The organism is Arthrobacter sp. NPDC056691, from assembly GCF_042791415.1.
In the GTDB taxonomy this organism is placed as follows: domain Bacteria; phylum Actinomycetota; class Actinomycetes; order Actinomycetales; family Micrococcaceae; genus Arthrobacter.
In genome coordinates this window covers 277615-301198 of record NZ_JBHTXX010000003.1, presented here as the reverse complement: position 1 = coordinate 301198, position 23584 = coordinate 277615, and the positions used below count along the sequence as shown (strand labels likewise).

Genomic DNA, 23584 nt, shown 5'->3' with positions numbered 1-23584 from the left:
CAATCAGCGGTAACGGGCGCGATCGGTCAACGTCCGGCTGACTTCCAGAAAGACCTTCACGCCGCCGTCAGTGAGCTGCCCGCGCCGCGAGAAGATGTCTTTGATGACCAAGTCCCACAAATCGCCGGGTCGGTCCAGGGCCCGCCTGCCGGCAGGCGCCAGGACCAGCCGGCCATTCAGCTTCCGAAGAAGCCGCCATTTGGTGAGGTGCTCCCGGAGTTCCAGGACGGGCGGTACGTTCGCCTCCCGGTTCGCCTTGCCCACTGCGCGTTCCACCATCGCGGGCCTCAGGTAGCCGCCCTTGGTGAGTTCCACGCCGTCGGGCGATGGGGTCCAGGAGGTCGGAAAGTACGACGCCGGAGACCGGCGCCGCTTCCAAATCTTCCGTTTCGTCGTCCGGACCGGCGAGAACGCCTGGCTTGCCGCTTGGGTCCACGTACCGAATGCCATACATGTGACGGTCCTCCCACCCGAATGCGGCCTGAACGGCCAGGTGGAACTGAGCTACCGCCAGCCCCGCCGGCACCTGAAGCCTGCGCCAGATCTCCGGCTCCGAGCCCTGGATGCTGATGCGCAAGTCGAAGGCGGGGACGGTGTCGGTTGATTGCATGGTGGCAATTGTTCCAGAGCGCGCAGTGGTTGACGTTCAGCCGGCGGGGACAGGCGCAACCAGCGGGCTCGATATGACCCGTAGGCGTCACCGCCAGAAATCGGTCAGCCGCTCGGCGAGGGCTCTGCCTTGCTCGTATCCGGCTCGGGCGGCGGGCTGCCGCAGCGACGGATCCATCGCGTTGGCGCCGAACATGTGCTCGGAATCGCTGTCCGGGAAGATCGTCTCGACTCTGCTGCCGCGTGCGCGCAGTTCGTCGACCTGTGTGGCGAGGTGCATCCCCCAGCCCACCGGAGTCCGTGACCTGCCGCCGAACGGCGACAGCACCAGCACCCGCGCGTATCCGGCTGCCAGGTCGGCATTGTCGGCGTTGGACCGGTAGCCGCCGTCGATGTACCGGCCGCCGCCGATACTGTACGCGAAGCCACTGGAACAGCTGGCGGCCACGGCGTCCACCAGGTCCACCCCGCTGTGGCGGTCGAACACCACCGGCTCACCGGAATGGGCATCGACCGCCGTGATGAGCACCCGCCGCTGCGGCCAGAGCTGATTCGGCAGCCGTGCGGCGACGGTAGCGCGCCACCGCGTCTGCCCGGAGCCGTCCGACGCAGCATCCAGCTCAAGCGCCGCCGCGCCCATTCTGCGGCGCATGTCGGCCGCATCCTCGGCGGCGGCGATGATGGCGCCCGTCCGCTCCAGATGGTTCGTCACGGGCCGCGCCGGGACAGGTCCCCCGCCGGATCCGGCAGGACCAGTCCGTGGCTGGGGCGCTGCGGCGAGGATGTCGGCAAACAGCTCGGCCGGGTTCGCGCCGGTGATTTGGGCCGCGGCGGTGGATCCGGCCGATGTGCCGATGATCAGGTCGGCCGCGGTCACATCCAGCCCGGCCTCAAACAGGCCGGCGATGACGCCGATCAGCCACGCGTTGCCTGTCGATCCGCCGCCGCCGAGGACCAGCGCCCGCTCACCCGCGGCGCGCATCCGGTTGGTGGCGTCGACCAGCGGCTGTTCCTGATGGGACCCCGGCCGGTCAGAGGCCGTTGCCGGGGCGGGATGCAGAGTTGAAGAAGGTGTTGTGTTCATGGGAGTCGCCTTTCGCGAATTGCCTGTGTAGGCGCTCCCGGTGGCGACTAGCTCAGCCGCGCGATCGTGGACTGCAGGGGAGCACCCATTGCGGATACTGCGTTCATGGGTCTCACCTCCTGCCAGCGGGTCACGATCGCCAAGACGTTAGCACGCCACAGCGCGTGTGCGCAATCAATCCGCGGGTTAAAAAAGCAGGGCCCGTCCGGAGACGGGCCCTGCTCAGAAACCTTGCGGTCCCAGATTATCTAGGAAATTAGATAGCCTGGATGTTGACGGCCTGGGGACCCTTGGGGCCCTGCTCGGTTTCGAAGGAAACCTTCTGGTTCTCTTCGAGGGAGCGGAAGCCGGAGGAGTTGATCGCGGAGTAGTGCGCGAAAACGTCCTGCGAGGAGTCGTCCGGGGAGATGAAGCCGAAGCCCTTTTCAGCGTTAAACCATTTGACGGTGCCAGTAGCCATTATTTATGTCCTTCGTGAAGGTGGAGGAAAAGTCCCGACTTTCGGGTCCTCCGGTGTGGGGTGTTCAAAACCGCTACTTCAGAAGAACGCGGACTTTCGACCGCGCGTACTGCCTGAACTACCAAATGCAAACACAACAACGTGATCAACTCTACAGGACATCCACCAGCGCAAACGCCAAACTTGCAGGAACAACCTTTCGGAGGCAGCGCCCCGGCCGGAAGAACGGAGAAGAACCTACTCCTGCACGTTCCCGTCAAGTGCCGGGCTGTAGGCCGTGTACCCGGGCCGCAACCGGACGGACCGCTCGCCCAGCACCTCGATGTCCTCCCACATCACGAAGAAGGATCCGCGGTGCCGCCACCGCAGCAGTTTGGGCAGCGGCCACGGCTGCGTGAGGCTATTCCGCTCGTAGCCCAGGAACGAGGACCAGCTGTGCGGGCTGACCACCAAGCCCAGCAGGCGGGCATCGGCCATCAGCCGGTGCGGGGCGCCGTCCACCACAAACCTGGCGTCGGCCACGCGCCCCAGCCGCACGCCGTCGTCGTTATGCACCGGTGTGCCCAGGAGGTCACCGAGGATCACGGCGGCCCCCCGATCCCGGAATCCGGGCGATGATCTTGTCCCGGATCCAGCGCTCCACCCAGTCGGCGTCGAGGCCCTGGCCGCTGACGCCGAGCCGGACCACCACGCCGACGTCGGCCACGTCCGTCCACGGAATCCGGATCAGCCGGGACGACGGCGGCCTGCCGCCGAAGATGCGCGTCCCCAGGACCGGACCGGTCAGCAGTGCGGTGAGCACCGGCGCCGGCGTTCCCTCGGGAATCACCGCGCCCAGGGGAAGCTCAGGCGCACCCTCGGGGACGCCGAGTTCGAGGTCGTCCACGGTGGTGACGGGGACGCCGTCGGAATCCAGGACCTGGCGGTCCAGGAGGTGCAGCTGGGCGTCCAGGGTCTGCCCGGCGACGGGCGGAACGGAGGGCAGCGGGCGGGGTGTTGTCATGCGCCGGCTCCTGTCACGATCATCAGCGGTATGGCCGCCAGCGAGGCGACGAGGATCACCACGAGGTAGATCATCGCCACCACATTCACGCCCCGGCCGTTGACGTGTTTGGCCATGTACTGGGGGTCGTTGGCCACGATCAGGATGGGCAGGTAGGTCAGCGGCAGCGCCACGGCGGAGAACACCACGGAGTATTCGGTGACCAGCACGGGATCCACGCCGGTGGCCAGCACCGCCAGCCCCACGAGCAGGCAGATCATCATCGACAGGTGGAAACGGGCGGCTTCCGCGGGCTTGCGGAACTTGCCCCAGGACCAGCCGAAGAACTGCGCCAGCGTGTAGCCGCTGGAGAGCGTCGTCTCCAGCGCCGCCCCGAATGTCGCCGCCACCACGCCGATAAGTACGACGGCGAGCCCCAGTTTTCCGGCGCCCGCCGCCACCGGGAGGATCACCTGGGACAGGGACGTGACGGCGATCCCGGCGGGAAGGAGCACGACGGCGGCGCACGCGGCGATCGCGACGGACAGCAGCCCGCCGAGCGGGAACCCTATCAGGACGTTGATCCGCGACTGGATCAGGTCCTTGATCTTCCACCCCTCCTCCACGGCGCCGGAGGAAAAGAAGAACACCTCATACGGCGTCATGGCGGCGCCGAACAGGGCAATGGCGAAGTACCAGTACGTGGCGCCGGTCTCCTCGGCCGGGACGGCGGGGATGGCCTGGCTGGCAAGGTTGCCCCAGTCCGGCTTGAGCAGGAACAGTGCCACGGCGAAGACGATCAGCGTCAGGCCCAGGAGTCCGGTGACGTTTTCCATGATGGAGAACTTGACCCGCCAGATCACCAGCCACACGGCCACCGCGGCCAGTGGAATCCAGAGCAGGTAGTTGACGCTGCTGGCCAGCTGCAGGGCCAGCGCGATGCCGCCGATTTCCGCCGTCACGGTCATCAGGTTGATGAGGAAGGAGGCGGACAGGTTCGCCAGCCCGGCCCGCGGCCCCAGCCGTTCGCGGATCACCTCGAACGTGGCCCGGCCGGAGGCGGCAGCCACCCGCCCGGACATGTTGGCGAACACACAGATGCCGACGACGCCCACCAGCACCACCCACACGAGCGACATCCCGAACCGGGATCCGACGACGGCGTTGGTCACCAGGTCGCCGATGTCCACGAAGCCGCCGATGGCGGTCAGGATGCCGAGGGCCACGCCGAGCAGGCGCTTCATTTCTTGCCCACCTTCGATGTCAGCTGCGCCAGCGCGTCCTCAGCCGCGGCGAGCGCCCGGGCGCCCTCGGAAAGTGACGGTCCGCCGTCGTCGGACGACACGGCGTTCCGCGCGGTGGTGAGGCTGGCGGCCGAACCGTCCAGAACCTTCAGCGCCTCCTCCCGCACTTGCCGGTCCGCGGGCGAGCTGGGCGAGAGCCGCAGGACGGTGTCGCGGCTGGTCTGCACTTCCTTGAGCGCGTCGTCGAGCGAGGTGGAGGTGGCGGCCCTGGTGAGCTGGCCGCCGGAGTCGAGGCCGACGGCGAGCTTGGCGGTGGCGATGGCGGAGGAGCTGTCCTGGGCGGCGGTGGACACGGTGTCCGTGACCGCGCTGCCGGCTGAGCAGGAGGTGAGGAGTGCTCCGAGGCAGGCAACTGAAACGAGTGCCCGGCGTCCCGTCCGCGGTCCGGCTGGCCTGGTCAGCACCTTCCCTCCAGCCTCCGGGCAGGCCCGGTCCGTCCGAAACGCCACTGCATTTAGTTGCCTTGAGCTATGTATAGCACTGCACGCCGGGAAACAGCAGAGCGCCGCGTGGGCAACTTGCCGGGTGCCCGAAACGGTGGCCGGGGCCGCCTGCCGGGCGTATGATCCCGGCATGGCCCGGCATGGGACGGCACTGAGCCGCGCCCATGACATGCTGCCCGAGCCCTGCTACCCGGAGGTGCACCGATGGAAATGCCCAAACCGACCGAGGCTGACAAGGAGCACTTCCGGGCCGTGGTGCCTGACCATCCCGAGGTGGTCATCAAGCCGATGTTCGGCAACCTGGGGGCGTTCGTCAACGGCAACATGTTCGCCGGGCTGTTCGGGCCGACCATCGGGATCAAACTCTCCGACGGGGACCGGGAGGTGCTCGAGTCCTCGGAGCGGACGGTGCCGTTCGGCCCCGCCGAGCGTCCCATGGGCGGGTACACGGGCCTGCCGGAGATGTGGAACGAGGAAGGCGACGGCGACGATGCGCGGGCGCGGGCCTGGACGGAGAAAGCGTTCGCGTATGTCGCCAGCCTGCCGCCCAAGGCCGCGAAGGAACCCAAGCCCAGGGCCGCCAAGAAGTAGCCATGCCACCGTCTTCTGCCGCCGCACGTGACATCGACACCCTGGTCATCGGGGCGGGGCAGGCCGGCCTGGCCACGAGCTACTGGCTGGGCAGGGCCGGCGTCGACCATCTGCTGCTGGAGCAGCGCCCGGAACTGGGCGGCGCGTGGCAGGACCGCTGGGACTCGTTCTATCTGAATACGCCGAACTTCGCGTTCCTGCTGCCGGGGATGATGTACGACGGCCCGGAGCCTGACGCCTTCCTCCCCCGGGACGAGGTGATCGAACTGTTCCGGGACTACGCCCGGAAAATCGGGGCGCCTGTGCAGCTGGGGACCGAGGTCACGCGGGTTGCCCGGGCCGCCCGGGCGGGTGGCGGGCCGACGGCGGACGGCGGGTTCGCCGTCGACACGAACCAGGGGCGCTGGCTGGCACGGAACGTGGTCCTGGCGAACGGGGCCTATCAGCGGCCGCGGATTCCGCCGTCGGCCGCCAAACTCCCCCGGCACATTGCCCAGCTGCACAGCCATGAGTACCGCAATCCGCAGCAGCTGCCGGCCGGCGTGGTGCTGGTGGTGGGGACCGGGCAGTCGGGCGGGCAGATCACCGAGGACCTATTGGCCGCCGGCCGGGAAGTGCACCTGTCCGTCTCGGCCTGCCCCGAGGCACCGCGGCGCTACCGCGGACAGGACACGTTCTACTGGCTCCTCGAGGTGAACCTGCACGGGCCGGACTACGGCATCAACGGCCTGCAGCTGGAGCAGCTCCCCTCGCCCGCCGCCCGCTTCATGTGCAACCCGCTGGTCTCCGGCAACGACGGCGGGCACAGCATCCGCCTCCGGGACCTGGGCCGCCGGGGCGTCCGCCTGCACGGCCACTTTGAGGGAACGGACGACGGCGTCATCACCTTCAGCGACGACCTCGCCGCCCGCATCGCGCTGATGGAGCAGGCGTTCGGGCAGCGTATGCAGGTGATGCTTGACGCGTACATTGCCGCGGCCGGGATCGGGGCGCCTGCTGCTGAACCTGTGCCGGCCATCGACTGGCAGCCGTCTTCCTCCGGGGCGCGCCTGGATCTTGAGGCCGAGGGTATCAGCACCGTCATTTGGAGCACCGGCTACGGGCTGGACTTCGGCTTCCTGGACATCCCGGTCCTCGACGAGTGGAACTACCCGCGCCATCAGCGGGGCGTCACCGAGGTTCCGGGGCTCTATGCGGTGGGGCTGCCGTGGCTCACCAGGCACGCATCGTCCACGGTAGCGGCGGTGGGGATGGACGCGGAGTACGTGGCGACGCACCTCGCCGCGCGGTAGCCGCTGGTTGAGCTTGTCGAACCCAGGCTAGGAGTTTTTGTCCAGATAATGGCTCCTAAAGCCCCCGGAGCGGCCATTATCTGGACAAAAACTCGGCGCCGGTGGGTTGAGCTGCGGTGAGCCCGCGTAGGGCCTGGGCCTTGCCCGCCGTTCACGCTGCATTCTAAAATTAGAGAACTTAGTTTTAGAATGCAGCGGGAGGCGAGTGAGATGGACTGGCAGGGCTGGGCGTTGTTCGGGCTGCTCGCCACCACAGCCCTGACCGCGGTGATGATCGCCTGCCAGATGGCCGGCTGGACCCGGCTGGACCTGCCGCTGGTCCTCGGCAGTCTCGTCACGCCGGATCCGGACAAGGCGCGGATCGCCGGTTTCTTCATCCACCTCGCGGCCGGGCAGGTCTTCGCGCTCGGCTACGCGGCGGTATTCGCATTGCTGGGCAGGGCCACGTGGTGGATCGGCGCGCTGCTGGGGCTCCTGCACGTCGCCGTGGCGCTGACCGTCATTCTGCCCCTGCTGCCCGGCATCCATCCCCGGATGGCCAGCACCCGGGCCGGTCCGGCCGGCCGAGCAGCCCTTGAACCGCCTGGCCTGCTGGGCCTGAACTACGGAATCCAGACGCCGGCGGTGGCCGTGGCAGCCCATCTGGTCTACGGCTCGCTGCTCGGGCTGCTCCTCACCGTCAGTTGATGCCTCCCCGGACCGAGAGAAGGTGACCCATGAACCACGACAACTCCCCCGCCCTCGCGGATTACGGGCTGCTGGGAGACACGCGCACGGCCGCCCTGGTCTCGGCCGACGGCGGCGTCGACTGGCTCTGCGCGCCCGCCTTCGACGGCGAACCCGTTTTCGGTGCCCTGCTCGGCGGCCCGGACGCGGGTACCTTCCGCATTGGCCCCGCCCTGCCCGCCAAACGCCTCGTCCGCCGGTACCGGCCGCACACCGCCACGCTTGAGACTGTCTGGGCCACAGACGGCGGCGGCACCCTGACACTCACGGAGGCGATGGTGGCGGAAGTGTCGGGCCGCCTGCTGCCCACAACTCTCCTTGTCCGACGGCTGGAGGCCGAGGGCGCACCGGCGGAGTCCGCCGTCGTTTTTGACCCGCGCCTCGGCGAGCGCCATCTCCGCCCCCGCGTCCGGACGGGACAGCATGTGGTCTGCGAATGGGGCGCCCTGGCCATGTCGCTTGGCTGCAGCGGCGGGCTGCGGGTGGAGCCGGGTACGACGGCGGCAATCACCGTTGAGCCCGGGCGTCCCGTTCTGATGGTGCTCGCCCTGGCGCACACGGAACCCCTGATCTGGGTCGATCCCGAAACTGCGTGGGACCTCGTGAAGAATGACGAGACCCGCTGGCGGGAGTGGGCGTCAGGCATCAGCGAAGACGTGCCGTTCCGGGAACCGGTGCTGCGGAGCTTGCTGACGCTGAAGCTGCTGACCTATTCCCCCTCGGGCGCTCCGGTGGCCGCCCCCACCACGTCCCTGCCGGAGGATCCGGGCGGCATCCGGAACTGGGACTACAGGTACGCGTGGCCGCGGGACGCCAGCATCGGGATCGCCGCGTTCCTCGGGCTGGGCAAGGACGGCGAGGCGCTGAACTTCCTGAACTGGCTCCTGCACGCCAGCAGGCTGCAGCGCCCGCGGCTGCCGGCCCTCCTGACGCTGACCGGAGGGCATGTCCCCCGCGAGCGCACCCTGGAGAACTGGCCGGGCTACGCCGGCAGCGCTCCGGTGCGGGTAGGCAACGGCGCCGCGCACCAGCACCAGCTCGACGGCTACGGCTGGGTTATTGATGCGGCGTGGAACCTCGTCCGGCAGGGGCACCGGCTCAATTCGGAGACCTGGCGGGCGATGCGCGGCTTCACGGATCTCGTGGCACGGCGCTGGCCGGAACCCGACGCCGGCATCTGGGAAGTCCGCGCCGACACCGCGCACCACGTGCACTCCAAGATCATGGGCTGGCTCGCGCTGGACCGGGCCTTATGGATCTCCGAGACGCACCGCATCAGCGCCCGGCGGAGGCGCCGGTGGGATGCGGCGAGAAGCGAGATCTCGGCGGACATCAGGACCCGGGGATTCGACGCCGCCCGGAATACGTACACCCGTTCATACGGATCGGCCGACCTGGACTCCGCCCTGCTGATCCTGCCCGTGACGGGCTTCGAGTCGCCGGACTCTGCACGGCTGCGGGGCACGGTGGATGCCGTCCGGGCGGAGCTGTCGGCCGGCTACCCGTTCCTCTACCGCTACCCGCCGGGCCAGGACGGGCTGCCCGGGGACGAGGGTGCCTTCCTGCCGTGCTCGTTCTGGCTGGCTCAGGCCCTCGCGCTGACGGGAAGGGCGGCCGAGGCTGCGGAACTCTTCGAGGCGCTGCTTGGGGTTGCCGGTCCGCTGGGCCTGTTCAGCGAGGAAGCCGATCCCGCCACCGGGACGCTGCTCGGCAACTACCCCCAGGCCATGACCCACGCCGCGCTGGTCCAGGCAGCGTTGGCCCTCCGCGACGCTTCGCTGGTTGAGCCGACCGACCAAGCTAGGAGTTTTTGTCCAGATATTGGCTCCTAAAGCCCTCGGAGCGGCCATTATCTGGACAAAAACTCAATGCCGATTCCGTACCCTGCAAGCCATTGGTTCAGCCCGCCGCATCCCAAGCCTCTCGAATTCCGAGCCCCAGCGCCAACGGACGTCATTTCCCCGGGTTGAGTTCTCCGGGCTCTAACCCGCGGTGAACACGTTCTTCGCCACGGTCATGGCGGACATGGCCTTGGGCCAGCCGGCGTAGAAGGCGAGATGGGTGATGGCCTCGATAAGTTCCTGTTCGGTGGCGCCGTTCCTCCTGGCGTAGTCGAGGTGGAAGTTCAGCTGCTCCGTGTTGCCGCCGGCGAGGAGTGCGGCGACGGTGAGGAGGCTGCGGTCGCGCTTGGAGAGCTCGGGCCGCTCCCACACCTCGTCGAAGAGGACGCGGTCGGTGTAGTGGACCAGGCCTGGCGCGAAATCTCCAAAGGCGCGCTGGCCGCCGGTCCAGCCGGTTGTCTGGTCGGTCATGGTTGTTGTCCTTTCAGCGGGGATCGATGGGAACAAGTCAACGCCCTTTTCCTGCCCCCGCGGGAGTCCCTGCCCATACGGGTACTGGCAGGGACTCCCTCAGACCCGGATGGTGGACGTAGCGTGGTGGGCATGGACAACCGCAGCGAGATCCGTGAATTCCTCGCCACCCGGCGCGCGAAGCTCACCCCGGCGCAGGCTGGCCTGCCCACATTCGGAGGCACCCGGCGTGTCCCCGGGCTGCGCCGCGAAGAGGTTGCGCTGCTGGCCGGCGTCTCGGTGGAGTACTACACCAAACTCGAGCGCGGTTCGTTCGCCGGCGTCTCTGAAAGCGTGCTCGAGTCGCTCGCCCGGGCGCTGCAGCTGAACGAGGCCGAACGGGACCACCTGCACAATCTGGCCCGCGCGGCGTCCCCCTCGGCGCGGCCGCGGCGCAGGCCCAGCGAGGCTGTGACCCCCAGCATGCAAAGGCTGCTGGACTCAATGGTCGGCGTGCCCGCGTTTGTCCGCAACGGCCGGCTGGACGTCCTGGCAATCAACAGCCTCGGGCGTGCCCTGTACTCCGAGGTGTACGGCCAGGACGCCGCACCCGTGAACCTCGCGCGTTTCGCCTTCCTCGACCCCCGCGCCCATCTCCTCTACCCGGACTGGGAGAAGGCAGCCAGCACCTCCGTAGCCCTCCTCCATACGGAAGCGGGCCGCGACCCGTTCAACAAGTCCCTCACCGAGCTGATCGGGGAGCTGTCCACCCGTTCGGACGACTTCCGCAAGCGGTGGGCGCAACGCGACGTCCGCCTCCACCGCGGGGGCTACAAGGACTTCCACCATCCCGCCGTCGGGGATCTCCACCTGGCGTTCGACGCCCTCGAGCTCCCGAACGCGCCCGGGCTGACGCTTACCGCCTACAGCGCCGACCCCGGCACCCCGTCAGAGGACGGCCTCCGGCTGCTCGCCAGCTGGGCGGCGACAACGACGGCGACAGCAACGACGGCGACGGCGGCCACCGCCGCCGCCGCGTCGGTTGCGGCCACCGAATCGACTTCCACCACCCGCAAGGAGAACGCATGAACATCGAACCCACCAGGCCCACCGGCAAGAACCCGCCCGAGCAGTTCGCCGGTGATGTGTGGCTGGATCCGATCGCCCTTCCGCACGAAAGTGATCAGCGCATGATCGTGGCCACCGTCCGGTTCGCTCCCGGCGCGCGCACCGCCTGGCACTCCCACGCCCGCGGGCAGTACCTCCGCGTCACCCAGGGCGTGGCCCGGTTCGGTGGCCGCGACGGCAGGATCATCGAGGTCCACCCCGGCCAGACCCTGTACACCCCGCCCGGCGAAGAGCACTGGCACGCCGCCGCACCGGGTTGCTTCATGGAACACATCGCCATGCTCGAGAACGGTGACGACCCCGCCACGACCACCACCTGGCTCGAGCACATCACCGACGACGAGTACAACGGCACCCAGTCCTGACCCCTCGCCCGCGCCCCCTCGCCCGGGACTCTCGCTCAAGACCAACCACAGACCACCGACCGCAACGGAGACCGAACGATGCACACACGAACCCTCGGACAAGGCCTGACCGTCTCGGCTATCGGGCTGGGCTGCATGGGCATGTCACAGAGCTATGGGCCCAACCCCGGCAGCCGCGGGGACATGATCGCGGTGATCCGCTCCGCGTTCGACCTCGGGGTGACCTTCTTCGACACCGCCGAGGTGTATGGCCCGTACGTCAACGAGGAGCTGGTGGGTGAGGCCCTCGAGCCGATCCGGGGCCAGGTGCAGATCGCCACGAAGTTCGGCTGGCGCATCGAGGACGGAAAGAGCGTGGGCCTGGACAGCCGGCCCGAGCAGATCCGCCGCGTCGCCGACGCCTCGCTGAAGCGCCTGCGCACCGACGTCATCGACCTGTTCTACCAGCACCGCGTCGACCCGGACGTTCCCATCGAGGACGTCGCCGGCACCGTCGGTGAGCTGATCGCGGAAGGCAAGGTCCGGCACTTCGGGCTGTCGGAGGCGTCCGCCCAGACCATCCGCCGCGCCCACGCCGTGCAGCCGGTGACGGCCCTCCAAAGCGAGTATTCTCTCTGGACCCGCGACCCCGAGGCGGAGGTGCTTCCGACGCTCGCCGAGCTGGGCATCGGGTTCGTGCCGTTCAGCCCGCTCGGCAAGGGCTTCCTTACCGGCACGGTCAGCACGGCCACCACCTTCGCCGAGGGCGACGTCCGCGCCACCATCCCCCGCTTCACCGAGGAAAACCGGACCGCGAACGCCGCGCTCGTGGAGCACGTCGCCGCCCTCGCGGGCAGCAAGGGCACCACCCCCGCGCAGATCGCGCTGGCGTGGCTGCTCGCACAGCAGCCGTGGATCGTGCCCATTCCCGGCACCCGCAGCACCGCCAGGATCGAGGAAAACGCCGGCGCCACCGCCGTGGCACTCTCCGCCGACGAGGTCGCCGACCTGGACGCCCTCGCGCGGCGGATCGGCGTGCAGGGCGAACGCTACAACAGCCAGCACCTGGGATACGTCAACCGCTGACGGAAGGCCCGACGGCACCTAAGAAAGCACATGACGCAAACACACCCCCGCCCCGGCCGAACCGCCGCCCCCGCCGAGGGGCGCGGTTTCGTCGCGGCCACCGTCTCGTTCGTCTCCGTGTTCGCCGCCGGCGCCGCAGCGATCCCCCTCTACGACACCTACCGGAGCGCCGACGGCCTGACCAACGACCAGTTCTCGCTGGTGGCCGTCACGTACTTTGTCTGCGCCGTGTTCGCCCTGATCGTCCTCGGCCGGCTTTCCAACCACCACGGGCGCCGCCCCGTCGCGATTGCCGCGCTGCTGCTCGCCGTCGCCGGCTGCCTCACCCTGCTGTGGGTCCACAGCTTCCTCCCCCTCCTGCTCGGCCGGGCCCTCCAGGGCCTTGCCGCCGACCTCGCCTCCAGCGCCATCGGCGCCTACATTGTGGACACCGCTCCCCGGCGACCGCGGTGGCTTGTCGCGGCGGTGACCACTGCCGCCGCAACCGTCGGCCTCACCCTCGGCGTCTTCCTCTCCGGACTGCTCGTCGAGTTCGCACCCGCCCCGCGCGAGCTCACCTTCTGCGTGTTCGCCGCGCTCCTGCTGGGCTGCGCGGCAGCTCTCGCCACCCGTCCCGAGACGGTTGCCCGGACCCCCGGCGCGTGGTCCTCGCTGATCCCGCGGCTCGCCGTCCCGATGGCGTCCCGCCCCTTCCTGCCCCTCGCGTCGGGCATCTTCGTGGCCACCTGGGCGTTCGGCGGCTACTTCACCTCGTTCGGCCCCTCCATCGCCGCCGACAACCTCGGCTCGCACAGTCCACTGGTCGCGGCCGCCGTGTTCGCCTCCTACATGGCGCCGAGTTTCCTGGGCGGGTTCATTGCGGGACGCTTCAGCCCCGCGGCCGCGCAGCGCATCGGAATGACGCTGGTGGCCGCCGCGGGGCTCGGCCTTGCCTTTGCCAGCATGGCCGGAATTCTCGGCCTGTACATCGGTGCGGGCGTCGTGGGCGGCACCGGCATGGGCCTCGCCACCTCCGGCAGCATGAACACGCTCCTGCCCGAGGCGCTCCCCCGCGAGCGTGCCGGCCTGCTCGCCGTGATCTACGCCATTTCCTACACCGGGTCCGCTGTCCCCAGTCTCATCGCCGGCCAGGCCAGCCGCGTCCTCAGCCTCCCTGTCATCACCGCCGGCTACGCCGTCCTCGCCGGCCTCGTCTGGCTCGCCACACTTTTCGCCGCCCGGAACCCCGACGGCGTTCGGTGAGGGTACCGCCGTCGGCGTCTGTAAGGTGGGCCCGACGGCGGCCGGCGGCTGCCGCCGTCGGCCGTCAGTCCAGTCTTTTCCCAAGCTGCCGGTCCCACAGTGGCAGTGTCCCCTGGGAGGCGGCGATGGGCAGGATCATCGGGTGGCTGACGGCGGCGGTAGTCGTCACGGCACTGTTCGGCAGCGTCTACCTTGTGCTTCAGCAGGTGGAACGCCGGTCAGCCAATGACGCTCCGGCGGCCGCCGCCGCTGCGCAGGTCCAACTGATCGGCACGGGGACCGCGAGCGCCGGACCCCGGCTGGAACTGACCCCGGACAGCGGCGTGTTCATCCTGGTGTACGGCGCCGACGACAGGCCGGAATCAGGGACAGCCACCCTGCACAAGGAACTGCCGCTGATTCCTGCCGGGGTGCTGGAGGCGGCCAGGAGAACTGGGTACGACGCCGTGACCTGGCAGCCGGAGCCCGGGCTGCGGCTGGCGATCATCGCGAGGCCCTCCGACGGACGGGTGATCGTGGCCGGCCAGTCGCTCGCGCCGTACGAGGACAGGGACGGGTTCACGCTGGCCGTCCTGGCTCTCGGCTGGCTGGGCAGTGTCCTGGTGATCGCGGCGGGCTATGCCGCCACGGGGTACCTGCTCCGCCGGGGCAGTGTGCCGGACGGCCGCGGCTGAGCCCGGAGTTTCCCGGCCCGGAACCTCACGGGTCGATCCGGCGCACCTCGATCGGCCACAGCCGGGCCTCGCCGAGCTTACCGGCGATTTCCACGGCGCGGGCTGTGTCCACGCAGTCGACGACGTAGTAGCCGGCCACAATTTCCTTCGTCTCGATGAACGGACCGTCGGTTACGGCGTACCCGGTGCCGTTGTGCCTGACGAACTTCGCCTCCTCGCCCAGCTCATGGGCCTCCACGAACTCCCCTGAAGCGCGGAGCTCCTGCTGCAGGGAGGTGTGCGCCTGCATGATCGCCTCGATCTCGGAGGCGGGCAGGGCGTTCCAGATTTCAACATTGTTGGGGATCAGCATCAGATGTTTCATTGTTGTTCCTTCCCGGCAGGTGCCGAGTGCGTGTTCAGGCTGGATTCGGACGGGCACGCGGGGCTGGTCTCGGCGAGGCGTTTGTTCAGGTAGCGGCGCTCAGCTTCCGTCGGCGCGAGGTCCCGGGCCCGCCGGTACGCGAGGCCGGCCTCCGACTTTCGGCCCAGCCGGCGCAGGAGGTCCGCTCTCGCGGCCGGCAGCAGGTAGTAGCCCTCGAGTGACCGTGTCCGGTCCAGTTGGTCGATCAGCGCCAGCCCCGCCTCCGGCCCCTGGGACATGGCGACGGCGACCGCACGGTTGAGCTCGACGACGGGCGACGGTGCAATGTGCGCCAGGGCGTCGTAGAGCATGGCGATCCGGGCGAAGTCCGTGCTGTCCGGGCTGCCGGCCGTCATGTGGCACGCCGCAATGGCGGCCTGAATCCGGTAGCTCCCGGGCCTGGCACCGCGGGAAATGCCGAGCCGGTCGGCGGCCGCAAGCAGCGCGGCAGCCTCTGCAACGGCAGCCGAATCCCACAGTGCGCGGTCCTGGGCTTCCAGAGTGACCAGGTCCCCCGTCGCGTCAGTCCGTGCCGTCCGCCGGGCGTGGTGGAACAGCATGAGTGCCAGCAGGCCCATGGCCTCCGGTTCCTGCGGTGACCCGTCGAGCAGGGCGATCAGCAGCCGGGTGAGGCGGATGGCCTCCCGGACCAGCGGCTCGCGGATCAGTGAGTCGCCGCCGGTGGCCGAGTAGCCTTCGTTGAACAGCAGATAGAGCACGGCCAGGATCCCCGCCGTGCGTTCGGTGATCAGCTCCGGCGGCGGCACCCGGTACGGTATTCCGGCATCCCGGATCTTGGTCCGGGCCCGGACCAGCCGTTTGGACATGGTGGCCTCCGAGACCAGGAACGCGCGCGCGATCTCGGCGGTGGTGAGCCCCGCGACGGTACGCAGCGTCAGCGCCACGCGGGCATCGAACGGGAGGGCTGGGTGGCAACAGGTGTAAATCAAACGCAACCGGTCGTCGTCGGCCGCCGGATCAATGACGGCATCTTCGGCCAGCCCCTCGAGCTCCGCAAGAACTGTCAGTTCACGGACGGCCTTCCGTTCGCTGGCAGCGCTCCGCATGCGGTCGATCGCCCTGTTCCTGGCCACGGTTGTCAGCCACGCCCCGGGGTTCCGGGGAATGCCGCGTTCCGGCCAGTCTGCCAGGGCGCGGGCGAACGCGTCCTGCACACAGTCCTCGGCCAGGCTCCAGTCGCCCGTCACGCGGATGAGTGTTGCCGTGATCCGCGCGGTCTCGGCGGTGGAGGCGGTTTCGACGGCGGCCTGGACGGCCGCCGTCGTCGGTGCCACTTCGTCTCCGCTCCGGTCAGCGGAGCCGTCCGCCGGGCGGACGGCTACTCGCCGAACGGCCACACGGGCCTGATCTCGATCTTGCCGAACCGTGCCATGGGGTGCTTGGACGCCACCTCGATGGCCTCGTCGAGATCGGAGCACTTGATGACGTCATAGCCCGCGATCCATTCCTTCGTCTCCGCGAAGGGGCCGTCCGAGACCACTACCTCGCCGCCGCGGACGGTGACGGTGGTGGCGTCCTCGACGGGACGCAGCCGGTCGCCGTGCAGGGCGACGCCGCGTGCCTCCATCTCGGCCACCCATTCCTCGATGTTGTCCTCGGCTGCCACGTACTTCGGCGCTGTGGGATCGCTGCAGATGAAAAGCATGTACTCCACGATGACTCCTTCTTTTGGGGTTGCTACACCAGTACGACGGACGGGGTGCCGCCAAAAGGACACCCGGGCAAAATTATTTCCATCGGCCTCCCGCTAAGCCTGCCATCAGGTCTCCGGTTCCGACGGCCTTTCCGCCGCCGATGTCGCGCCGGCGTCAACGGAAGGCCGTTTCAGTTGCCCAGAAGCCGGCGTTCGTGGGCAAAGGCGATCAGCTGCAGGCGCGTCCGCAGCTCCAGCTTGTCCAGCACACTGCGCAGGTGCGTCTTGACGGTGGCCTCGGAGACGAACAGGCCCCCGGCCATTTCCCCGTTTGTGAGTCCCTTGGCGGCGAGGAGGAACACATCCCGCTCGCGGACCGAGAGAACATCCAGAACGGACAGATCTGGCCCCGCAACAGGCGCCCTTCTCGCCGCGTGTTCGAACAGCGAGTGCACCGATCCCGGCGCGATAACGGAGTATCCGGAGTGAACCGTCCGGATGGCGGCCAGCAGGAATTCCGGCTCGGCACTCTTGAGCAGGTACCCGCTGGCCCCTGCCTGTACGGCTTCTACAACTGCTTGGTCTCGGTTGAAGGTGGTCAGCGCGATGATCTTTGGCTTGTCCGTATTGCTGGCGTCAGCATGGCCGATGATCCGGCTGGTAGCAGTGACTCCGTCCAGGACGGGCATGCGCAAATCCATAAGCATCACGTCCGGACGGCGCTCGGCTGCCAAGGCCACGGCCTGTTCCCCGTCAGCAGCGTCCCCGGAGAACTCCATGTCCTGCTGGCTTTCGATGAGCATGCGGATGCCCGCCCGGAACAGTGGCTGGTCATCAACCAAGGCCACCTTGATGCGCGATGCGGCCTCAGTCACGATTGTCAGCTTCCACCGCCGTGGCGGACACCGCAACAAGAGCGGCCCGCCGGTTGGGCCGGTTGCCGGCCGCGTCATCCTCCGTCGGGTTGAGGTTTCCACCCGTGTAGGGGATGAACACCGTCACCCGGAATTGCTCGCCGTCCGGTCCGGCCGTCAGCCAGCCGCCCGCCATGTGCGCCCGTTCGCGCATTCCGGGAAGGCCCCGGCCAGTCCGGTGTGGCTCCACAGATTGTCCATGCTGGGCAGCCACAGTTGCCGATGCGACGTGCAAGGTCAGGCCCGGACCACTCCAATCGAAGTGGAGACGGACAGCCGTTCCCCTTCCTCCGTGTTTGAGGGCGTTGGTCAGGCATTCCTGGACGATTCGGAAGACCGCCACCTGCTGTCCGCCGGAAAGATCAACGCGTGTTCCGGACTCACTGGATTCGATTTGCAGGCTGCCCCGCTGCATACCCTCAATCAGCGCCTCAATGTCACTGAGCCGCGGTTGCGGTACGGCCATGCCGTCGTCGCGCACCCCCTCGATGACACGCTGGGCGTCCACCAGCGCATTCCGGGCCGATCCCGCAATGTTTTCCAGTGCCCTGAGGACAGCCTTCGGCTGGTCCTTGCTCAGGTACCGGGTTCCGTCGGCTTGCGCTGCAATGACCGCGAGGGAGTGGGCGAGGACATCGTGGAGGTCCCGGGCGATGCGCGTCCGTTCCTGCTCCACGATCAGGTCGACCTCGGCCGCCTCAAGCGTGCTCTGGGCAAGTTCCCGCGCACGGAACAAGGTGCCCCGCTCCTGGTAGAGGGCCAGCAGGAGCCCAAGGGCGAAGCACGCCGCGGCGATCAGGACGAACAGGGCAAAGAGTTGCCACCCGTTCCGTCGAAGCATCCCCATGTCGCCGTCGTAGTGAATGAACCACCCCACGCCGGCGCCGTACCTCCACGAGAGCATGAGGAAGGCCATGGCGGCGGCGAAGAGCACATTGGCACAGGCCGCGATCAGCCGCATCCACCCTTGGGATATCCAGGTCGTAAAGGCCAGCGCGACAAACGAACCGATGTAGATCGCCCAGTTGTTGTCATACATGGGCGGGATGGCGTGCGCCAGCTGGCCGCCCAGCAGCACAGTGATCAGAGCCAGCGACGCCACCGGCTGCCAAGCGGCGACGGAAATCGCCAGCGTGACCAGGACAAGCGGCACCGTGCCGGGCCACGAATGCAGTCCGCCCACTCCAAAACCTTCCATCGGCGCCATCCGGCCGGCTTCGGCCGTGCACCACAGGGAGAAGAAAATGACGGCCGCCACCGGGGCGCCCCAATGCCGTACAAAGTTCATGACTGGTTCCATGCCTGCCACCCTATCCACGGCTTTCCCGTGCATATGCCGTATCCGGCCAATCTCCACCCGGAAGCCAGAACAATCATGCTGACGGCCAGACATGCGCGACATAAAGCGATAGCCAGGGACCGGCGTCGTACTTAGTGAAAACGGGCCAGGATCCCGAACCGAGCCTGGCGGTCAACGCCCCATTTGGGTGGAGCACGCGATGCGCCGGCAGGGTTTTCCCAACGCATCGGGCAGACACTGGCGTCGCTGTACTTCAGGTCTCTGCATCTCCAAGGGGGAGGACGGACTCACGGCTAAAAAGCCGCGGGCCTTTGTATTCAATACGGCTGATCCCGATGCAGGAGGAGACAATGGCGTCTCGCAGGGAAGTACTGAAACTGGGTGTTGTGGGCGCTGCCATGACCGGCGTGTTGGCAGGCGCCGAGGCGGCGGCGACCACAGAGCCGATAAGTCAGAGCCAGCTTGCCCCGCAGAACAGGCCCGTCCCGTTCAGGGGCGTCTTCCGGCGGCCCCCGGAGCTCGTGCCGTTTCAGCGGGGCTTCGATGGCGGTGACCCGAAACGACCTTTCGAGCGCTACGCACTCACCCAGAAACTCGGTCAAGCCCGGATGCTGCCGGGGCTCACCACCACTGTGGCCGGGTTCAACGGAATCTTCCCGGGTCCCACCATCCGGGCAAGGCAGGGCACCAGGATCGAGGTGCGGATCCGCAACGCGTTCCCGCAGACCGGCCTGCTCCAGCCGGGGACGTTCAGCACCTCCACGCACCTGCACGGCTCGGCGTCCCTGCCCCAGTACGACGGCTATGCGAACGACATCACCGTTCCCGGCTTCTTCAAGAACTACCACTACCCCAACAGGCAGACATCGCGCACGCTTTGGTACCACGACCACAAGCACCACATCACCGCACAGAATGTGTATTCGGGACTCGCAGCGTTCTACCCCCTGTCGGACCGTTTTGACCGGGCGCAGCTGCCGCAAGGGGAGTTCGACGTGCCGCTGATGATTTCCGACGCACTCTTCCAGGCGGACGGCTCGCTCGGTTACAACGACAACGGCGAAAAGGGGCTGTGGGGCGACATCATCCTGGTCAACGGGGTGCCTTGGCCCACGATGAGGGTCAAGCCACGCATCTATCGGTTCCGCGTGCTCGATGCGTCAATCTCACGCTCCTACCGGCCTACCCTCTCCAACGGTGAACCCGTCTATATCGTCGGCACCGACGCCGGCATGACACCGGTGGTCCAGGCCGTGTCGTCGTGGCGGCAGGGCACAGCGGAGCGCTACGAAATCCTCATCGATTTCCGAAAGTACAGGCCCGGGCAGACCGTCGACCTGCGCAACCTCAGCAACAAGAACAACATCGACTTTGCCAACACGAACAAGATCATGCGGTTCCAGGTGGTGGCCGATTCGGGTTCCGGGGCAGGGTCCATCTCCTCTATCCCGTCGAGGCTGGACAACGGGGGCTCGCCCACCGCGTCCCGGGGCGGCATCGACACGATGAGCCTGACGCCGCAGATGGCTACGGTGAAGAGGCAGCTCAGGTTCGAGCGCCAGAACGGCCAATGGAGCATCAACGGGGTCCTGTGGGACGACATCGAAAGGTCCGGGTTCACCAAGCTGTTCGGCAACCCGCAGCCCTTCGCCGTCGAGCAGTGGACCATCATCAACCAGTCCGGAGGTTGGTTCCACCCCGTCCACATCCACCTGATCGATGCCAGGATCATCGCCCGCAACACCAACGGCGGCAAACCCTTCGCCTGGGAGCTCGGCCCCAAAGACGTCTTCTACGCAGGTGAGAACGAATCCATCACCGCGCTGATGCAGTTCGACGCCACGGCGCAGGAAGGAGGGAGGTACATGATCCACTGCCACAACCTGGTCCACGAGGACCACGACATGATGGTGCAGTACGCGGTGGCCAATTTGCGGACCAACGACCCGATCACGGCCGACCCGCCCAAACGTGACACCCTGCCCGCGAACGTCTTCCCGCCGGTGTACCGGCCACTGTTCCCGCCAGGGACGTGAGATGTATCCCTGACCGAAGCACGCCGGGCGGTCGGGCCCCGAGTTTTTGGGCAGATACCGCGACATGAATCGTGTCAAACGTGGATTACCTGGACAAAAACTCCGGGTGGGTGGTCAGGAGCGGTCGCTGGCTGAGCGTGCGAAACCGAGCCCGCAGACAACGTCAGTTCCGCGCTTTACAATGGGCATTCACAGGCAGGTGCGCGGGCGCTCCTGCTTCGTTCACGGCCGGTGTGAAGCGGCCGTGGGCGGATCATGAATGGGGATGACTGATCATGAGTGACGGCGCACCTGACTCCGGACCAGAACCCCGCGCCGTCCCGCCGCGAAGGCCGCCGAATCCTCCGCGTGCCGGAGCAAAAAAGGAAAGTCCGACGGCGGCCAACGGGCCGCCTGCCCAGCCCGCCATGCGGGTGGCGAGCAGGGAGGAAAGTCCCGCTCCGCCGTCGCTCGACAATTACGCAGAGTTCATCGCACGGCTGGACGCCGCGGCCGGCAAGCTCACTCCGCGGCGCGATGCCCTCAGCACGGCCCTGGGGGCCGCGGAAATGCTCTCCACCCAGAACCAGTCAGGGCTGGAGCTGTGGGGTCAGCGCCTCTCGCTCATCAGTCAGCTCCTGGCCCGGCACAGCGGACCACGTGAGGCGCGGAGATACAGCACCCTGAGGGAACTTCAGGACGTTGCAGCCAAGATGGAGCGGATGTTCACCAGTCGGACGCAGCGCGTGCAGGAAGTGTGCCGGTCGATCCGGGCGCGCCGGGACCAGATCAACACGTCCCTGTTTGAACTTGAGAAGAGCAGGGTCAAGCTGACGTCGTCCCGGATGCTCGCGCTGGAGCGGGAAAATCTCCGGAAGGCCGCCGATGATCTTTCCCTCTCACCGGAGGGCCTCAGCCTCGGCTTCCCGGATCCGGGCCTACGTGAAAGTCTTCGCGAAGCGCGGGAAGCAATCGTTCTGGCCGAGGCACTGCTGGAAGTGAAAGGGAACTGATCATGCCAACTCCACGCAGCGAGAACCGGGAAATCTGCAGCTTCACCTCCAAGGAATGGACGGGCAGGCCGGCCGACGGCGCGGGCGCCATGTTCGGCGGCCTTTCCATCATCGGCTTCGTGCTATGCCTGATCCTGATGATCTTTGCGCCTGGCCTCAGGGACGTCGGCGCCACAATTGTGTTCGTCGGAATCTTCGCTGCGACGTTCACGGTCCTGGCCATCCTGGGCACGAATTCGCGCGAGCGGGCCTTTTTGCAGCAGCTGACCGGAACTGTCAATGAGGTGATGCTTGAACTGACGGCCGACCGGACGACGCAACTCTCGCCGGATGAACTCCGTTCCCTCCTGGTCGAGGGCGGCAGCCACCCGCTGCTGGTGAACGGGGTGTCCGGCCTGCGCTTGAAGGTGGTTCGGGCACAGCTGCCGAAGCAGAGCAACAAGCCGAACACGGAGGCGGTCACCACGACGCGGATCGTCATCGCAGCCACCCCTCCCGATTACGGAATCGGCAGCTTTGACCGGCTGCTCGAAACTGCAACGACAGACCCAGGCTTCAATTCGGCCGCGTCGTAGCGCTGCAGTGTAACGGCGGCGACGTCGGGAAGAATGGGCGAGTACGGATCGAAGCCACGAAGGGGGCCGCATGGTCGTTGACTTCATACTCCTGCTCATCGAAGGAGCACTGGCCTTTGTCGAGCATCTGTTTCTGCACGGAAGGGCTTCGCGCAGAGGCCGAGTCCGCAAGAGCCTGGAACGCCGGATAGCTCAACGCTCCGAAAACGCCCAGAACTGATCTGCGGCAGAGCCCTGAGCATACAATCGCCCAAGTAGGGAACATCTGGCATCGCAGCCAACTTGGGGGAACATACAGTGCTGGAACTGAAGCGCATCTACTGGACACGGGTGTCCCTTCGGATGGCATACTCCGCGGCCATTGTTTGGCTCGCCGCAGCGTTCGTCTTTTCCTTCCAGCCGAACACAGTCCACACGACCTTCGGCGACGCCGGCCCGTCGGTCACCGACATCCTGGGCAAGATGTTCGACGGCGTCCTGGCGGCGGTCACGGCCCCGGGGCTCGTCATTGCTGCCCTGGTGATCACGGTGCTCATCATCCGCTCCCGGGATGTGCGGCGGCGGGATCCCGTCCGCCGTTTCACCCGGCAACAGCGCCGCGAAGGAATGGCCCGGGCCGACGGCCAGTGCGAGATGGAGGCGGGCTTCGGCCGCCGCTGTTCCCGCCCCGCCGAACATGGCGACCACTTCTATCCCTGGTCCAAGGGCGGCTCCACCAGCCTGCAGAACTTCGTCGCCGCGTGCAGCGGGTGCAACCGGGCCAAGGGCGCGCGGATCCCGTCGCCTTCGCAGCAGGAAAGGCTGGAACGACGACGGCGGACGTACGTCACGCTCGAGGACGCGGTGATCGTCGGGGAACGGCAGCCGCTGCCGTAGTCCGGCGAACGGCGCGCGTCCACTGCAACGCGGGCGTCGCAAGCACCGACCTGCGGAATGACTATTGACCCACCCCGGGACCGACACGGGCTGAGCAGGTGCGAAGAAAGCAACGCTGGGTCACTTAGCGCCCAATTTGCCGCCTTCATTGGGCGCTAAGCGGCCCCGCGGTGCCCCAAGTTGTCCGCGGCGACCTTTAGAGTGAACTGACTGGGTGTGAGCCGCCGCACGAAGGACACGATGGACTACTACGCAATCAACGCGCTGCGTGAGAACCATGCAGGCTGGTCCCTGCTGCGCGCCCAGAACGCCCCGCTGGCCATCTCGTTTTTCATGGCAGCATTCACGGAGCCCAACCAGCCAGCGTGCTGATGGATGAGGCGACGCTGCTCGCGCACCGGGAAGCGTGGGGAACGGTGCCGCCCCGTCGAGGGCTGCACTGGGCAGGCTGACGGCGGAGGAGGCTGCACTCTATGAGGCGCTGGGCAATGACACGTACGGGCCGTCCGTCCGCCTCGAACAGGAGCTGATCCGCTGGGACTGGGCCCTGGAGCGCCTCCACCCCGCTGGTTGAGCAC

The 23584-nt window shown here is 67.5% G+C and carries 28 protein-coding genes and 1 pseudogene; 15 read left to right on the top strand and 14 right to left on the bottom strand.

Features of this window, described 5'->3' with window-relative positions; genetic code table 11:
- Positions 1-3 precede the first annotated feature (3 nt).
- From ACFRAU_RS04955 to ACFRAU_RS04920, 8 genes and pseudogenes are all read right to left on the bottom strand, one after another.
- Positions 4-264: a hypothetical protein gene (locus tag ACFRAU_RS04955; protein ID WP_377999083.1), complete on the bottom strand. Its 261-nt coding sequence runs from the start codon at positions 262-264 to the stop codon at positions 4-6.
- 130 nt (positions 265-394) lie between these two features.
- A pseudogene (locus ACFRAU_RS04950) lies at positions 395-610 on the bottom strand (hypothetical protein); the annotation flags it as partial.
- An 87-nt stretch (positions 611-697) separates the two neighbouring features.
- Positions 698-1693, bottom strand: a complete 996-nt coding sequence (locus ACFRAU_RS04945; RefSeq protein ID WP_377999060.1) for a patatin-like phospholipase family protein — start codon at positions 1691-1693, stop codon at positions 698-700.
- A gap of 256 nt (positions 1694-1949) precedes the next feature.
- Positions 1950-2153 (bottom strand): cold-shock protein, encoded by a 204-nt coding sequence (locus ACFRAU_RS04940; protein ID WP_003806113.1) that lies wholly within the window; start codon positions 2151-2153, stop codon positions 1950-1952.
- 237 nt (positions 2154-2390) lie between these two features.
- On the bottom strand, positions 2391-2738 hold the full coding sequence (locus ACFRAU_RS04935) for a PRC-barrel domain-containing protein (protein ID WP_377999059.1): 348 nt from the start codon (positions 2736-2738) through the stop codon (positions 2391-2393).
- Positions 2725-3156, bottom strand: coding sequence for a hypothetical protein (locus ACFRAU_RS04930; protein ID WP_377999058.1), 432 nt, complete (start codon positions 3154-3156; stop codon positions 2725-2727). Before ACFRAU_RS04930 ends, ACFRAU_RS04935 begins: the two co-directional genes overlap by 14 nt.
- Complete coding sequence (locus ACFRAU_RS04925) at positions 3153-4379, bottom strand: Nramp family divalent metal transporter (RefSeq protein ID WP_377999057.1); 1227 nt, start codon at positions 4377-4379, stop codon at positions 3153-3155. Before ACFRAU_RS04925 ends, ACFRAU_RS04930 begins: the two co-directional genes overlap by 4 nt.
- Positions 4376-4843: a hypothetical protein gene (locus ACFRAU_RS04920; RefSeq protein ID WP_377999056.1), complete on the bottom strand. Its 468-nt coding sequence runs from the start codon at positions 4841-4843 to the stop codon at positions 4376-4378. The genes ACFRAU_RS04925 and ACFRAU_RS04920 overlap by 4 nt, the downstream gene beginning before the upstream one ends.
- Before the next feature lie 243 nt (positions 4844-5086).
- On the opposite strand from ACFRAU_RS04920, the gene ACFRAU_RS04915 reads away from it, so the two are divergent.
- The 4 genes from ACFRAU_RS04915 to ACFRAU_RS04900 all read left to right on the top strand — a co-directional run bounded on the left by ACFRAU_RS04915 (position 5087) and on the right by ACFRAU_RS04900 (position 9323).
- Complete coding sequence (locus tag ACFRAU_RS04915) at positions 5087-5473, top strand: TfoX/Sxy family protein (protein WP_377997081.1); 387 nt, start codon at positions 5087-5089, stop codon at positions 5471-5473.
- 2 nt (positions 5474-5475) lie between these two features.
- The gene (locus ACFRAU_RS04910) at positions 5476-6765 is read left to right on the top strand and encodes a flavin-containing monooxygenase (protein WP_377999055.1); all 1290 of its coding nucleotides are present in this window, start codon (positions 5476-5478) and stop codon (positions 6763-6765) included.
- Between the two features lie 210 nt (positions 6766-6975).
- Positions 6976-7452 carry a hypothetical protein gene (locus ACFRAU_RS04905; protein WP_377999054.1) on the top strand — a complete coding sequence of 159 codons (477 nt, stop codon included), beginning with the start codon at positions 6976-6978 and terminating at the stop codon, positions 7450-7452.
- 29 nt (positions 7453-7481) lie between these two features.
- Complete coding sequence (locus tag ACFRAU_RS04900; protein ID WP_377999053.1) at positions 7482-9323, top strand: glycoside hydrolase family 15 protein; 1842 nt, start codon at positions 7482-7484, stop codon at positions 9321-9323.
- Positions 9324-9473: 150 nt separating this feature from the next.
- On the opposite strand, the gene ACFRAU_RS04895 is transcribed toward ACFRAU_RS04900, so the two are convergent.
- Complete coding sequence (locus tag ACFRAU_RS04895; protein ID WP_377999052.1) at positions 9474-9803, bottom strand: carboxymuconolactone decarboxylase family protein; 330 nt, start codon at positions 9801-9803, stop codon at positions 9474-9476.
- A gap of 132 nt (positions 9804-9935) precedes the next feature.
- Between ACFRAU_RS04895 and ACFRAU_RS04890 the strand changes: the two genes are divergently transcribed.
- From ACFRAU_RS04890 to ACFRAU_RS04870, 5 genes are all read left to right on the top strand, one after another.
- Positions 9936-10871, top strand: coding sequence for a helix-turn-helix transcriptional regulator (locus ACFRAU_RS04890; RefSeq protein WP_377999051.1), 936 nt, complete (start codon positions 9936-9938; stop codon positions 10869-10871).
- Positions 10868-11275, top strand: a complete 408-nt coding sequence (locus tag ACFRAU_RS04885) for a cupin domain-containing protein (protein WP_377999050.1) — start codon at positions 10868-10870, stop codon at positions 11273-11275. Before ACFRAU_RS04890 ends, ACFRAU_RS04885 begins: the two co-directional genes overlap by 4 nt.
- A gap of 78 nt (positions 11276-11353) precedes the next feature.
- Positions 11354-12340 (top strand): aldo/keto reductase, encoded by a 987-nt coding sequence (locus ACFRAU_RS04880; protein WP_377999049.1) that lies wholly within the window; start codon positions 11354-11356, stop codon positions 12338-12340.
- A 30-nt stretch (positions 12341-12370) separates the two neighbouring features.
- A complete protein-coding gene (locus ACFRAU_RS04875; protein WP_377999048.1) occupies positions 12371-13582 on the top strand; it encodes an MFS transporter in 1212 nt (403 codons plus the stop codon).
- Between the two features lie 125 nt (positions 13583-13707).
- Positions 13708-14256: a hypothetical protein gene (locus ACFRAU_RS04870; RefSeq protein ID WP_377999047.1), complete on the top strand. Its 549-nt coding sequence runs from the start codon at positions 13708-13710 to the stop codon at positions 14254-14256.
- A gap of 25 nt (positions 14257-14281) precedes the next feature.
- Here the strand turns inward: ACFRAU_RS04870 and ACFRAU_RS04865 are convergent, their stop codons facing one another.
- From ACFRAU_RS04865 to ACFRAU_RS04845, 5 genes are all read right to left on the bottom strand, one after another.
- Entirely contained in the window at positions 14282-14620 is a 339-nt protein-coding gene (locus ACFRAU_RS04865; protein WP_377999046.1) for a YciI family protein, read from the bottom strand.
- Positions 14617-15954, bottom strand: a complete 1338-nt coding sequence (locus ACFRAU_RS04860; RefSeq protein ID WP_377999045.1) for an RNA polymerase sigma factor — start codon at positions 15952-15954, stop codon at positions 14617-14619. Before ACFRAU_RS04860 ends, ACFRAU_RS04865 begins: the two co-directional genes overlap by 4 nt.
- 44 nt (positions 15955-15998) lie before the next feature.
- The gene (locus tag ACFRAU_RS04855; protein ID WP_377997106.1) at positions 15999-16325 is read right to left on the bottom strand and encodes a YciI family protein; all 327 of its coding nucleotides are present in this window, start codon (positions 16323-16325) and stop codon (positions 15999-16001) included.
- Positions 16326-16504: 179 nt separating this feature from the next.
- Positions 16505-17197, bottom strand: a complete 693-nt coding sequence (locus tag ACFRAU_RS04850; RefSeq protein ID WP_377999081.1) for a response regulator — start codon at positions 17195-17197, stop codon at positions 16505-16507.
- On the bottom strand, positions 17181-18515 hold the full coding sequence (locus ACFRAU_RS04845) for a sensor histidine kinase (protein ID WP_377999044.1): 1335 nt from the start codon (positions 18513-18515) through the stop codon (positions 17181-17183). Before ACFRAU_RS04845 ends, ACFRAU_RS04850 begins: the two co-directional genes overlap by 17 nt.
- 362 nt (positions 18516-18877) lie before the next feature.
- Between ACFRAU_RS04845 and ACFRAU_RS04840 the strand changes: the two genes are divergently transcribed.
- From ACFRAU_RS04840 to ACFRAU_RS04815, 6 genes are all read left to right on the top strand, one after another.
- Positions 18878-20563, top strand: a complete 1686-nt coding sequence (locus tag ACFRAU_RS04840) for a multicopper oxidase family protein (protein ID WP_377999043.1) — start codon at positions 18878-18880, stop codon at positions 20561-20563.
- Positions 20564-20838: 275 nt separating this feature from the next.
- Complete coding sequence (locus tag ACFRAU_RS04835) at positions 20839-21555, top strand: hypothetical protein (protein ID WP_377999042.1); 717 nt, start codon at positions 20839-20841, stop codon at positions 21553-21555.
- 2 nt (positions 21556-21557) lie between these two features.
- Positions 21558-22130: a hypothetical protein gene (locus tag ACFRAU_RS04830; RefSeq protein ID WP_377999041.1), complete on the top strand. Its 573-nt coding sequence runs from the start codon at positions 21558-21560 to the stop codon at positions 22128-22130.
- Positions 22131-22427: 297 nt separating this feature from the next.
- Positions 22428-23006: an HNH endonuclease gene (locus tag ACFRAU_RS04825; protein ID WP_377999040.1), complete on the top strand. Its 579-nt coding sequence runs from the start codon at positions 22428-22430 to the stop codon at positions 23004-23006.
- A gap of 240 nt (positions 23007-23246) precedes the next feature.
- The gene (locus ACFRAU_RS04820) at positions 23247-23378 is read left to right on the top strand and encodes a hypothetical protein (protein WP_377999039.1); all 132 of its coding nucleotides are present in this window, start codon (positions 23247-23249) and stop codon (positions 23376-23378) included.
- 34 nt (positions 23379-23412) lie between these two features.
- A complete protein-coding gene (locus ACFRAU_RS04815; protein WP_377999038.1) occupies positions 23413-23580 on the top strand; it encodes a Wadjet anti-phage system protein JetD domain-containing protein in 168 nt (55 codons plus the stop codon).
- Positions 23581-23584 lie beyond the last annotated feature (4 nt).

Coding starts and splice junctions, on each gene's coding strand:
- ACFRAU_RS04870 (WP_377999047.1), top strand. CDS start 13,708: ATGGGCAGGATCATCGGGTGGCTGACGGCGGCGGTAGTCGTCACGGCA.
- ACFRAU_RS04885 (WP_377999050.1), top strand. CDS start 10,868: ATGAACATCGAACCCACCAGGCCCACCGGCAAGAACCCGCCCGAGCAG.
- ACFRAU_RS04845 (WP_377999044.1), bottom strand. CDS start 18,515: ATGAACTTTGTACGGCATTGGGGCGCCCCGGTGGCGGCCGTCATTTTC.
- ACFRAU_RS04930 (WP_377999058.1), bottom strand. CDS start 3,156: ATGACAACACCCCGCCCGCTGCCCTCCGTTCCGCCCGTCGCCGGGCAG.
- ACFRAU_RS04905 (WP_377999054.1), top strand. CDS start 6,976: ATGGACTGGCAGGGCTGGGCGTTGTTCGGGCTGCTCGCCACCACAGCC.
- ACFRAU_RS04900 (WP_377999053.1), top strand. CDS start 7,482: ATGAACCACGACAACTCCCCCGCCCTCGCGGATTACGGGCTGCTGGGA.
- ACFRAU_RS04875 (WP_377999048.1), top strand. CDS start 12,371: ATGACGCAAACACACCCCCGCCCCGGCCGAACCGCCGCCCCCGCCGAG.
- ACFRAU_RS04855 (WP_377997106.1), bottom strand. CDS start 16,325: ATGCTTTTCATCTGCAGCGATCCCACAGCGCCGAAGTACGTGGCAGCC.
- ACFRAU_RS04890 (WP_377999051.1), top strand. CDS start 9,936: ATGGACAACCGCAGCGAGATCCGTGAATTCCTCGCCACCCGGCGCGCG.
- ACFRAU_RS04925 (WP_377999057.1), bottom strand. CDS start 4,379: ATGAAGCGCCTGCTCGGCGTGGCCCTCGGCATCCTGACCGCCATCGGC.
- ACFRAU_RS04865 (WP_377999046.1), bottom strand. CDS start 14,620: ATGAAACATCTGATGCTGATCCCCAACAATGTTGAAATCTGGAACGCC.
- ACFRAU_RS04840 (WP_377999043.1), top strand. CDS start 18,878: ATGGCGTCTCGCAGGGAAGTACTGAAACTGGGTGTTGTGGGCGCTGCC.
- ACFRAU_RS04820 (WP_377999039.1), top strand. CDS start 23,247: ATGGACTACTACGCAATCAACGCGCTGCGTGAGAACCATGCAGGCTGG.
- ACFRAU_RS04895 (WP_377999052.1), bottom strand. CDS start 9,803: ATGACCGACCAGACAACCGGCTGGACCGGCGGCCAGCGCGCCTTTGGA.
- ACFRAU_RS04915 (WP_377997081.1), top strand. CDS start 5,087: ATGGAAATGCCCAAACCGACCGAGGCTGACAAGGAGCACTTCCGGGCC.
- ACFRAU_RS04940 (WP_003806113.1), bottom strand. CDS start 2,153: ATGGCTACTGGCACCGTCAAATGGTTTAACGCTGAAAAGGGCTTCGGC.
- ACFRAU_RS04945 (WP_377999060.1), bottom strand. CDS start 1,693: ATGAACACAACACCTTCTTCAACTCTGCATCCCGCCCCGGCAACGGCC.
- ACFRAU_RS04910 (WP_377999055.1), top strand. CDS start 5,476: ATGCCACCGTCTTCTGCCGCCGCACGTGACATCGACACCCTGGTCATC.
- ACFRAU_RS04830 (WP_377999041.1), top strand. CDS start 21,558: ATGCCAACTCCACGCAGCGAGAACCGGGAAATCTGCAGCTTCACCTCC.
- ACFRAU_RS04835 (WP_377999042.1), top strand. CDS start 20,839: ATGAGTGACGGCGCACCTGACTCCGGACCAGAACCCCGCGCCGTCCCG.
- ACFRAU_RS04880 (WP_377999049.1), top strand. CDS start 11,354: ATGCACACACGAACCCTCGGACAAGGCCTGACCGTCTCGGCTATCGGG.